The sequence below is a fragment of the Streptomyces sp. NPDC056948 genome (genome assembly GCF_042674225.1).
GTDB lineage: Bacteria > Actinomycetota > Actinomycetes > Streptomycetales > Streptomycetaceae > Streptomyces > Streptomyces purpurascens.
Window position 1 is genome coordinate 39,204 of sequence record NZ_JBHUQX010000009.1, and the last position, 10,631, is coordinate 49,834.

General features: G+C 71.5%; 11 protein-coding genes. 5 read left to right on the forward strand and 6 right to left on the reverse strand.

Annotated features, from left to right (window positions below; genetic code table 11):
- Positions 1-39 precede the first annotated feature (39 nt).
- On the reverse strand, positions 40-1,080 hold the full coding sequence (locus ACFTZL_RS02475) for a PHP domain-containing protein (protein ID WP_382577257.1): 1,041 nt from the start codon (positions 1,078-1,080) through the stop codon (positions 40-42).
- 93 nt (positions 1,081-1,173) lie between these two features.
- Here ACFTZL_RS02475 and ACFTZL_RS02480 point away from each other — a divergent pair, with 93 nt between their 5' ends.
- A complete protein-coding gene (locus ACFTZL_RS02480; protein WP_193481290.1) occupies positions 1,174-1,410 on the forward strand; it encodes a hypothetical protein in 237 nt (78 codons plus the stop codon).
- Here ACFTZL_RS02480 and ACFTZL_RS02485 read toward each other — a convergent pair.
- The 4 genes from ACFTZL_RS02485 to ACFTZL_RS02500 form a co-directional block, all read right to left on the reverse strand.
- Positions 1,407-1,952 (reverse strand): VanZ family protein, encoded by a 546-nt coding sequence (locus tag ACFTZL_RS02485; RefSeq protein ID WP_382577260.1) that lies wholly within the window; start codon positions 1,950-1,952, stop codon positions 1,407-1,409. The two genes, ACFTZL_RS02480 and ACFTZL_RS02485, sit on opposite strands and share 4 nt — an antisense overlap.
- 144 nt (positions 1,953-2,096) lie before the next feature.
- Entirely contained in the window at positions 2,097-2,759 is a 663-nt protein-coding gene (locus tag ACFTZL_RS02490; RefSeq protein ID WP_382577262.1) for a DUF4230 domain-containing protein, read from the reverse strand.
- A 159-nt stretch (positions 2,760-2,918) separates the two neighbouring features.
- The gene (locus tag ACFTZL_RS02495; RefSeq protein ID WP_382577264.1) at positions 2,919-3,299 is read right to left on the reverse strand and encodes an anti-sigma factor antagonist; all 381 of its coding nucleotides are present in this window, start codon (positions 3,297-3,299) and stop codon (positions 2,919-2,921) included.
- Between the two features lie 206 nt (positions 3,300-3,505).
- Positions 3,506-3,943, reverse strand: coding sequence for a MarR family winged helix-turn-helix transcriptional regulator (locus ACFTZL_RS02500; RefSeq protein ID WP_382577267.1), 438 nt, complete (start codon positions 3,941-3,943; stop codon positions 3,506-3,508).
- Positions 3,944-4,046: 103 nt separating this feature from the next.
- Between ACFTZL_RS02500 and ACFTZL_RS02505 the strand changes: the two genes are divergently transcribed.
- Both ACFTZL_RS02505 and ACFTZL_RS02510 read left to right on the forward strand, forming a co-directional pair.
- On the forward strand, positions 4,047-5,501 hold the full coding sequence (locus ACFTZL_RS02505; RefSeq protein ID WP_382577270.1) for an aldehyde dehydrogenase family protein: 1,455 nt from the start codon (positions 4,047-4,049) through the stop codon (positions 5,499-5,501).
- Between the two features lie 23 nt (positions 5,502-5,524).
- The gene (locus ACFTZL_RS02510) at positions 5,525-6,631 is read left to right on the forward strand and encodes an NAD(P)-dependent alcohol dehydrogenase (RefSeq protein ID WP_382577272.1); all 1,107 of its coding nucleotides are present in this window, start codon (positions 5,525-5,527) and stop codon (positions 6,629-6,631) included.
- A gap of 45 nt (positions 6,632-6,676) precedes the next feature.
- On the opposite strand, the gene ACFTZL_RS02515 is transcribed toward ACFTZL_RS02510, so the two are convergent.
- On the reverse strand, positions 6,677-7,627 hold the full coding sequence (locus tag ACFTZL_RS02515) for an NADP-dependent oxidoreductase (protein WP_382577274.1): 951 nt from the start codon (positions 7,625-7,627) through the stop codon (positions 6,677-6,679).
- A gap of 71 nt (positions 7,628-7,698) precedes the next feature.
- Here ACFTZL_RS02515 and ACFTZL_RS02520 point away from each other — a divergent pair, with 71 nt between their 5' ends.
- Positions 7,699-8,643, forward strand: a complete 945-nt coding sequence (locus ACFTZL_RS02520; protein ID WP_382577276.1) for a GlxA family transcriptional regulator — start codon at positions 7,699-7,701, stop codon at positions 8,641-8,643.
- A 260-nt stretch (positions 8,644-8,903) separates the two neighbouring features.
- Positions 8,904-10,631 (forward strand): ATP-binding protein, encoded by a 1,728-nt coding sequence (locus ACFTZL_RS02525; RefSeq protein WP_382577278.1) that lies wholly within the window; start codon positions 8,904-8,906, stop codon positions 10,629-10,631.

Below are 10,631 nucleotides of genomic sequence, written 5' to 3' on the forward strand. Positions count from 1 at the left end.
GGTGCGGTCCCTTTCTCTCCGGCACGCCCGGGTACCACGTCAGCCGCCCGCCACGCCGGACGGCACCCGCCGTTCGCGGGTCCAGGCCAGCAGCTCCTCAAGGGACCACGTCGTCACCACACGCTCCGGCGGCACCCCGCACTCCTCCGCCCGCGCACACCCGTTGATCTGCCAGTCGAGCTGCCCCGGCGCATGCGCGTCGGTGTCGACGGAGAACAGCACCCCCGCGTCCACCGCCCGGCGCAGCAGCCGCCGCGGCGGGTCGAGCCGCTCCGGCCTGCTGTTGATCTCCAGGGCCGTGCCGGTCTCCGTGCAGGCCGCGAACACCTCGTCCGCGTCGAACTCCGACTCGGGCCGCCCCCGCCCGGTCACCAGCCGCCCCGTGCAGTGCCCGAGCACGTCGGAGTGCGGATCACGTACGGCGGCCACCATCCGCCGGGTCATCGACCGGGCGTCCATACGCAGTTTGGAGTGCACCGACACCACCACGACGTCGAGCCGGTCCAGCAGCTCGGGTTCCTGGTCGAGCGTGCCGTCCTCGAGGATGTCGCACTCGATGCCGGTCAGCAGCCGGAACGGCGCCCAGGTCCCGTTCAGCTCCGCCACCACGTCCAACTGCTCCCGCAGCCGTCCGGCCGTGAGGCCACGCGCCACCGTCAGGCGCGGCGAGTGGTCGGTCAGCGCCGCCCACTCGTGGCCCAGCGCCGCCGCGGCCCGGCCCATCTCCTCGATCGGGCTGCCGCCGTCCGACCAGTCGGAGTGCAGATGGCAGTCCCCGCGCAGCAGCTCCCGCAGCCGCTCGCCGCCCTCCACGGCGGGCCGCTCCGTCGCCTCGCCCTCCAGTGTGCGCAGATAGCCGGGCTCCTCCCCGGCCAGCGCCTCCCGCACCACCTGCGCGGTCTTCGGACCGACGCCCTTGAGCGACTCCAGCGAACCGTCCGCCGCCCGCCGGCGCACCTCGTCGTCGCCCAGCTCCTTCAGCACCCGGGCCGCCGTGCGGAAGGCGCGCACGCGGTACGTCGGTGCCAGGGACCGCTCCAGCAGGAAGGCGATCCGGTCCAGTGCCTCGACAGGATCCATGGCCACCTCCACCTCAAGGGTTCCCCAGCGCCCGGCGGGCCGCACGACGGGCTGAACCCCGCGCTGCCGCCGGTTGCGCTCTACCCTCGAGGCATGACCGAAAGTGCGAGTCCGTACATATCCCACCCGCGGATCATGGTGCTCGGGGTGCAGCCGGGCACACCGCCGTTCCGGATCGTGGAGATCGACGGCCAGGTGGTCGGGGAGGCCAAGGCCGCCACCGACGTACTGACGGCCGCGGCCGCGTTCGGTATCACGGTCCACGACATGGACGATCCGGACGTGGTCCGCTGGGTGGGCGGCGACAAGTACACCTGGACCTTGCACTAAGCCTTCTCGGTCGACGGCTTCCTGCCCGCCCGGCCACGCCGGGGCTTGCGCGCGTGGACCGCCCGGCTCAGACGCCGGCCCAGGAGCAGATAGCCGATCAGCGCGCCCGTCGTGTTGAGGATGACGTCGTCGATGTCGAAGGCGCGGCCGGTGACCAGGGCACCCTGGGCGAACTCCACCAGCAGCATCACGATCGCGGTCATCAGCAGGACACGCAGAATGCCGCGCGTGCGCGGCGCCACGACGGGCACGAGGATGCCGAAGGGGACGCCGAGCAGGATGTTGCCGCCGATCTGCCGGAAGGCGTCCCGCAGTTCCGGCTGGTCGAGATAGGCCTTCAGGGAATCGCCCGGCTGCAGGTTGGTGTGGGTCAGCGCCTCCGAGGCGGGCGAGGGCTGCAGGGTCAGCCGCGCCAGCACCACGGCGAAGGCGACCATGAACGTGAAGGCGCACAGCATCGCCAGCAGCCGGACGGGCAGCGGCAGCGGATGTCGCTCGCTCCCGGACCCGGCGGAACGGGGACGTGAGGCTGCACTGGCCATACGCTCCTCCAGTCTTCAACTTCCCTGTGTGACAGGGCGGTTACCCACGGGCGTGGCGACGATGCCGCCGGGGATCGTTCCCAGCCACTGTTGCCCGCGTTCCGCCGGGGCACTCCGCCCTGCCCACAGGTACTCGGCGGCTGATCAGTTCCCGTACGACACGCGCACCTCCTTGAAGCCCAGGGACCGCAGCAGGCCTTCGAGCATGCCGGTGGCGTTCTTCTCGGCGCGTGCGGTCAGTTCGCTCTCCTTCGCCGCGTCGCCGATGTGCCGTACCGCGAGTTTCTGTACGGCCTGTTCGCCGTTGGGGTTGTCCGAGAAGAGGTCGCCGAGGCGGTCGAAGAGACCGCGCTGCTTGGAGACGGCGTAGGAGCGGTCGGGGTCGAGGGCGGGCTTGCCCAGTTGCGCATGGGGCAGCCGGAGCGTGGCGGACGTGCGGTCGCCGTTGACCCGCACGTCGTTCTCGCCGACCTTGCCCAGATCGACGTAGGCGTCGACGGTCCCCGCCCCGACGTACAGGGTGCGGGTGCCGCGGATCGCGTCGGGCAGGAACCGGGCGTCCTTCTCCAGGTCCACGACGACCTGGAAGTTGCCGGAGGCGGCGTCATAACGGCTGATGTCCTGGATGGACTTCAGCAGCGCGGGGCCGGACCGGTCGTGGGTGTCGGTGCCGAACAGGTCCTTCAGGCCAGGGATCACGCTGAGCCGGATCCCGGCGAAGAACACGACGAGCACCAGGACGAGCGCGGCCACCACCTTGGCCCAGCCGGGCATGCGCCTGGGGAGGCGCTTGACGGGAGTCGTCATGCGACGGCCCTCCTTCCTACTGTCCGGATGCCCGCCACATCCCCTGCCAGACCGGCCGGTTGAGGATGGGACGACTTCGGCGGAAGCACGAAAGGGCGCACACGGACAGGAAAGGACGTACGGAAGGACGGAAGTAACGACGGACGGTGTGCCCGGGCGTCACACCGAGCCGGACGTGGCCTCCGGCTGTTCCAGGGCCGCTTCCAGCGTCGGCTGCGGCGGCAGCAGCCGGGACAGGCCGGTGATGCGCAGGACCCGCAGGGTCAGGGGGTGGGCGCAGACGAGGAGCACATGACCGTCCCGGTCGAGGACCCGGCTCCTGGCCCGGTACAGCAGCCGCAAACCCGAGCAGTCGAAGAACTCGATCCGGCTGAGGTCGATCACGACCCGGGCGGCGCGGCGGTTCGTCTCCCGGTCCAGGTGCGGGGCGATCTCCGTGGCCGCGGCGAGGTCGATCTCGCCGCGGAACTCCAGCACGGTGTGTCCCCGTTCCTGTCGGACGCGCAGATGCCGGGTGAGCGGTGCAGGTTCCTGCCGCACGACGAGATCGCCTCCAGCCTGCTCCGTGCGTGGGGAGGGGCCACGGTCCTCAAAACCGTTCCCCGCCCCGCAAGTTACCCTCCAACGAGTGAATTTGAGCATGTTCGATTGACATATGTCTCTGAATTGCAGGCGAGTTGGCCGAGGTTCGCGCGGGGGAGTGCGCGGGCGTGAGCGCGGGCGCGATTCCAGGCGTGCGCTCCGGGCTATGACAGGGCATGCCAGGCCTTGATGAGGGCCTGGCGGAACTGCTCGGTCTGGTGTGCCGTGAGGTCGCGCACCATCCGCTCCTCCAGCTCCCGGACGGGCCCGGCGTGCCGGGCGAGCAGCTCCCGGGCATCGCCGGTGAGCAGGATCAGCAGCTCGCGTCGGTTGCGGGGGTTGCGCTCCCGGCGTACCAATCCGCGGCCCTCCAGGGAGCGGACGAGATCGGCGATGGACTGCGCGGTGACGAAGGAGTCGCGCGCGAGCTGGGCCGCCGACAGTCCGTCGTGTCGCTCCAGGACGGTGAGCGCGGTGTACTGAAGAGCGGTGATCCCGGAGGGCCTGACCAGCTCGTCCAGGTGGGAGCGCACGACGAGCTCCACCTGTTTGACCATGTAGAGCAGGGAAGGGGGCGCCTTGGTCACCTGTGTGTCGAGCATGGACGCAGGCTAGAGCATTGACAGGAAACCTGTCTGTAAAGAGACTGCGAACCAACAGGAATCCTGTTTGTTGAAAACTTGGCGACAACGCTGGGGAGCGGCGATGACCACCTTCGAGAGGGAACCCGGACAGCTGTTCATCGGGGGCCGGTGGCGCGAGGCCGCCGACGGGGCGCGTACCGAGGTGGTCGACCCGTCCCGGGGCACGGTCCTCACCACCGTCGCGGAGGCGGGCCCCGCCGATGTCGACGCGGCCGTACGCGCCGCCCGCGAGGCCTTCGACGACGGTGCCTGGTCCGGACTGAGCGGCCGCGAACGGGGCCGGGTGCTGCACCGCGTCGCCCGGCTGATCCGCGAGAACGCCGACGAGCTGGCCGCCCTGGAGAGCCTCGACGTCGGCAAGCCGATCACGCTGTGCGGCGCCGTCGACGTGACGAACGCGGCCAACGACTACGAGTACTTCGCGAACCTCGCACAGAGCCAGGACGGCGCCCTGCGCGACACCCCCATGAACGCCCTCGCCTACACCAGGCGCGAGCCGCTCGGCGTGGTCGCCGCGATCACCCCGTTCAACTTCCCGCTGATCCTCGCCGGCTCCAAGCTCGGCCCCGCGCTCGCGGCCGGCAACACCGTCGTCCACAAGCCCGCCGACGAGACCCCGCTCAGCGCCCTGTACATGGCCCGCCTCTTCCAGGAGGCGGGCGTACCGGACGGCGTGGTCAACGTCGTGACCGGCAGCGGCCCCGTGGCCGGCGAAGCACTGCTGCGCCACCGCGGCGTCGACAAGGTCGCCTTCACCGGCTCCACCGCGATCGGTCGGCACGTGGCGAGCGTCGCCGGCGAGGCGCTCAAGCCCGTCACGATGGAGCTCGGCGGGAACGCCGCCCACATCGTCTTCGAGGACGCCGACCTGGAGAAGGCGGTCGGCGCGGTCATCAAGGGCTTCGTCTTCAACACCGGCCAGTTCTGCATGGGCGGCCCGCGCCTGCTGGTGGCACGCTCGGTGTACACGACGCTGCTCGGCATCCTCGCCGAGGCCGTGCCCGGCGTGCCCATCGGCGACCCGCGCGACCCGGCCACGGTCATCGGCCCGATGGCGGCCGAGAAGCACCTGAAGAAGGTCGAGGAGTACGTCGCCCTGGCCCGCAAGGAGGGCGCCAACATCGTCTGCGGCGGCGAGCGGCTCGACCTGGACGGCGGCTACTACTACAAGCCCACCGTCATCGCCGACCTGTCGAACGACTCCCGTGTGATCCAGGAGGAGATCTTCGGCCCGGTCCTCACCGTGCAGCCCTTCGACGACGAGGACGAGGCCGTCGCCCTCGCCAACTCCACGCCCTACGGCCTGGCCTCGGGCGTCCAGACCAGTCATCTCGCCCGCGCCCACCGGGTCGCCGACCGGCTCCAGGCCGGCATCGTCTGGATCAACGACTGGGCGATGCTCGACCCCGCCGTGCCCTTCGGCGGTGTGAAGGACTCCGGCTACGGCCGCGAGTACGGGCCCGAGGCCCTCGCCGGTTACACCAAGGTCAAGTCCGTCGTCGTCTCGCTCGGCTGAGACACCGTCAAGGAGCCATTGCGATGCCCACCACCACCCGTGCCGCGGTCGTCGAGTCCGGCGGCGCGCCCTTCACCCTCTCCGACGTCGTCCTCGACGAACCCGGCCCGCGCGAAGCGCTGGTCCGCATGGTCGCCACCGGCCTGTGCCACACCGACCTCGGGGTGGCGAGCGGCGGACTGCCCTTCCCGCTGCCCGGGGTCCTCGGCCACGAGGGCGCGGGCGTCGTCGAGGCCGTCGGCCCCGCCGTCACCGGCGTCGCGCCCGGCGACCACGTCCTGCTCTCCTTCACCTCCTGCGGCGACTGCCGCAACTGCCGCGGCGGGCACCCCGCGTACTGCGCGACCTGGCTGCCGCTGAACCTGCTCGGCGGCAGCCGCGCCGACGGGTCGAACACCATCAGCCGGGACGGCGAGGCCCTGGGCGGCCACTTCTTCGGCCAGTCCTCCTTCGCCGAGCGGGCACTGGCCGACGAGCGCAGCCTGGTCAAGGTCGACCCGGACGTGCCGCTGGAGTCGATCGCCCCGCTGGGCTGCGGCGTACAGACCGGTGTGGGCGCCGTCTGGAACGTGCTGAAGCCCGACACGGGCGGCACGGTCGTCGTCCTGGGCGCCGGAGCGGTCGGCCTGTCGGCCGTGATGGCGGCGGCGCTCACCCCGGCCACGAGGATCGTCGCCGTCGACCGGGTCGCCGAACGCCTGTCGCTGGCCACGGAGCTGGGCGCCACGCACACCGTCGACACGAGCCGGGAGGACCTGGCCGAGGCCCTCGCCGGCATCACGGGCGGCCAGGGCGCGGACGGTGTCGTGGAGACCACGGGCAACGTCGGCGTCCTGCGCCAGGGCGTCGACGCGCTCGCCGCCCGCGGCACCCTGGTCGTCGTCGGCGCCCCGCCCTTCGGCACCGAGGTCGCCCTGGACGTCAACGGCCTGCTCGGCGGCAAACGGATCGTCGGCCTCACCCTCGGCGACAGCGAGACCCAGACGATGATCCCCGCCCTGGTCCGCCTGGTGAAGGAGGGCCGCCTGCCGCTGCACCGCCTGATCAGCACGTACCCCTTCGGGGACATCGACCGGGCGGTCCAGGACATGAAGTCGGGCAAGACCATCAAGCCGGTGCTGACGTTCTGACGCCGACTGCTGGGCCGGGCGGGTGATCCTGCCCGGCCGCCCCGCTCAGTCGTTCACCAGCACCAGCTTCCCCGTCGTACGGCCCGTGTCGCCCGAGGCGTGGGCCTGCGCGGCGGCGGACAGCGGGAAGGTGCCGGCGATCGTGGCGCGGAGCCGGCCCGTCTCGGCGAGCTCCGCGATCGCCCGCATGTCGCCGCGGTCGGCGTCCACGAGCATGCGGAGCCCCCGTACGCCGAGCCGCTCGGCCTCCTCGTAGAACTCGTTCGAGCCGCCCGGGAGGATCGAGACCACGACACCCCCGGGGCGCAGGACACGCAGTGAGCGCAGGGCGTTGTCGCCGCCGATCGTGTCCAGGCCGACGTCGACGTCCTTCACGGCCTCGGTGAAGTCCGTCTCCCGGTAGTCCACCGTCTCGTCCACGCCGAGCCCGCGCAGGAACTCGTGCTTGCCCGCGCTCGCGGTGCCGATCACATACGCGCCCCGCGCCTTGGCGATCTGCACCGCCACATGCCCGACCCCGCCCGCGGCGGCGTGGATCAGCACCCGCTGCCCGGGCCGCACGTCCGCGTGCTCGACCAGCGCCTGCCACGCGGTGAGCGAGACCAGCGGCAGCGCGCCCGCCTGGACGTGGTCGATGCCGGCCGGCTTGCGGGTGAGGGCGCGGACCGGAGCGATGACGTACTCCGCGTGCGAGCCGTGCCCGTACGGATACGGCAGCATGCCGAAGACCTCGTCACCGGGCGCGAAGGCCACGACGCCGATGCCGACCGCCTCCACCTCCCCGGAGACGTCCCAGCCGAGGACGAAGGGCGCGTCGCCCAGGAAGCCGCCGGTCGCGCGGTGCTTCCAGTCGGTCGGGTTGACCCCGGCGGCCCGCACCCGGACCAGCACCTGGTTCGGCCCCGGTGCCGGGCGCTCGACTTCCACTTCCTTGAGGACCTCGGGACCGCCGAGGACGTCCTGGCTGATGGCTCGCATCGTGTTCTGTGTGCTCATGGTGATCAAGCGTGCCGGTTCGCGCCCCACGCGCCAATGGCAAGATTGCCAACCTTCGATAGGATCGTGCCATGCGACGCGAACGAGTGGTGGTCCTGGCCCTGGACGGCGTGTACCCCTTCGAGCTGGGCATCCCCAGCCGGATCCTCGGCGCCGCCGACGGCCGGTACGAGGTGCTGACCTGCTCGGTCGACGGCGGTCCGGTGCGCACCAACGCGGACTTCGGCGTCACCGTGGAGCACGGCCCCGAGGTCCTGGCCACGGCCGGCACGGTGGTGATCGCGCCCGTCGCGCCGGCCCACCTGACCGACGAGGTGCCCGACGACGTCCTCGCCGCCCTCGCGCTCATCCGGCCGGGGACGCGCATCGTCTCCATCTGCACCGGCGCCTTCGTCCTCGCCGCCGCCGGGCTCCTCGACGGGCGCAGGGCGACCACCCACTGGCAGGTCGCCGACCGGTTCCGGCGCATGTTCCCGCTCGTCGACCTCGACCCGGACGTGCTGTTCGTCGACGACCACCCCTTCCTCACCTCCGCCGGAGCCGCCTCCGGCGTGGACATCTGCCTGCACCTGGTCCGCAAGGACCACGGCAGCCACCTGGCCAACACCGTCGCGCGCCGCTGCGTGGTCCCGCCGTTCCGGGACGGCGGCCAGGCCCAGTACATCGAACAGCCCGTCCCCGAACAGGGCGCCGCGAGCACCGCGGCCACCCGCGCCTGGATCCTGGAACGCCTCGGCGAACCGCTCACCCTGGCCGACCTCGCCGGTCACGCCCGGATGAGCCAGCGCACCTTCGCCCGCCGTTTCCACGACGAGGTGGGCCTCAGCCCCGGCCGCTGGCTCATCCAGCAGCGCGTGGTCCGGGCCCGGCACCTGCTGGAGTCCAGCGACCTCTCGGTGGACCAGATCGCCGGCCGGGTCGGCTTCGCGACGGGCGCGTCCCTGCGCCAGCATCTCCACGCGGCGATCGGGGTGTCCCCGCAGGCGTACCGCCGCACCTTCCAGACCGCCCGCTGACCGTTTGCCGACCGCGTGTGGCCATTCCCCGGTCAACTCCGCAGGCTGGTATGGACATTTGTCGACGTGTTTCCTTCTGTCGGAGCGTGACGGAACCCTCACGTCCGCAGGGCGACGAGTTGATCCTTTCGGGTCTAAACCCGATAAGGTTCCGAACGGCGCTGCGAGTTGACGCGATCGCGTCCGGTCGACTCGCGGTGCGTACTCATGAGTGCGATCCACACCCCCCCTGTTCGATCGTGTTTGTTCGAAGGATGCAGATGGAACTCGCCACTCCGCCACCGGCGGCGCGGGCCCCTGTCGCCTGGTACAGCTGGTGGTTGATGCCGCTGAGCTTGGGAGGCGGGACCGTTGCCGCCACCTTCATGAGCTCGGAGCGAATAACCGCGGCCGTCGCCGGTCTCGCGGCGACGGCGGCCAGTGCCGTGTGCGTACGCCTGCTGCTGCGCACCCGGGCACAACTGCACCGGACGGAGAACTCCTTCCGGACCACGCAGGCCGAGCACAACCAGCAGTGGCAGCAGCATGTGGCGGGCCTGGAACGGAAGTTCTCCGCCGAACGCGCCACCCTGGAGTCCCAGCTCACCGAGCAGAACGCGACCTACGAGCGGCGCCTGGCCGACCAGAGCGCCACGTACGAGACGCAGCTCTCCGACACCTCCCGGGCCTACGAGGAACGGCTGACCGAGCAGGCCACGTCCTACGAGGCCCAACTCGCCGACCAGGCCGAGGTCTGGCAGGAGCAGCTCTCCCACCAGCTCGCCGCGGTCGCCCGGCTCGCCGACGAGCAACTGCCCTCCGCGATGGAGGCGCTGCGCTCCGGTGACGCCATCGACGACGTCCTGCCGACCGTCAACCAGTGCGCCAAGGTCAGTTCCGACCTCCAGGCCGAGCTGCGCAAGGTGCTGCGCACCGCCCTGATCGGCCTCGAGTCGGAGTTCGACCGCTCCACCTCCGCCGAGCAGGCCGTCATCAGCATCGGCAACCGCATCCACGTGCTGACCAGCAAGCTCCGCGGCCGCCTGCACGAGATGCAGGGCGAGCACGGCAGGCTGCCGGCCGTCGCCCGGGGCCTGATGGAGCTCGACCAGGAGATCGGCCCCGCCGACTGTCTCGCCGCCAGCATCGGTGTGCTCGGCGGCTCCGACCGGCCCGGCCGGCAGTGGCAGGAGCCGCAGCGACTGCTCAGCGTGGCGCGCGGCGGCATCGGCCGGATCAAGGACTTCCACCGGATCCAGGTCCGCCACCTGCCCGAACTCGGCGTCGACGGCGGTCTCGTGGACCACCTCACGCTGATCTTCGCCCACCTTCTCGACAACGCGGCCCGTTACTCGCCGCCCACCGAGCCGGTGCTCATATCCGGCAAGGAGGTGCCCAACGGCGTCGGCATCGAGATCCAGGACTCCGGCAAGGGCCTGAGCGAGGAGAAGAAGCGCGAGGCCGAGCACGCCCTCGCGGGCACCGCTCCCGGAGCGGGTCTCGGCGGCATCACCGAGGACGCGAACATCGGTCTGCGCGTCGTCGGTGCCCTCGCACGTCGCTACGGCATCCGCGTCACCTTCGCGGACTCCCCGTGGCTCGGCACCTCCGTGGTGGTCGTGGTTCCGCACAAGTACTTCAGCCCGCTGCCCGCTGCCGCCGCACCGGCCGCGCCCGCCGCCCCCGAGGTCCGTACCGCCATGGCGGCCCCGGTCCGCGAGACGGTCACCGCACCGGCACCGGACGCCCCGGCCGAGGCCGGGGGGGAGACCACACCCGGCGGACTGCCCCGGCGCCGCAGTAAGCGGAGCGAAGCGGCCGAGCCCAGGGAGGCCGAGCGGACGGACCGGAGCACCGTCTCCGCCACCCCACCGGACGCGTCGTTCTCCGGTCTCGCCGCCTTCGCCACCGCCGGACGCGACGCCGAAGAGGCGCCCCGTGCGCCCGGCGACCGCGACAGCGACGCCGGACGCGAGTCCACCGAGCACCGCACCGAAGAGAGCGACTAG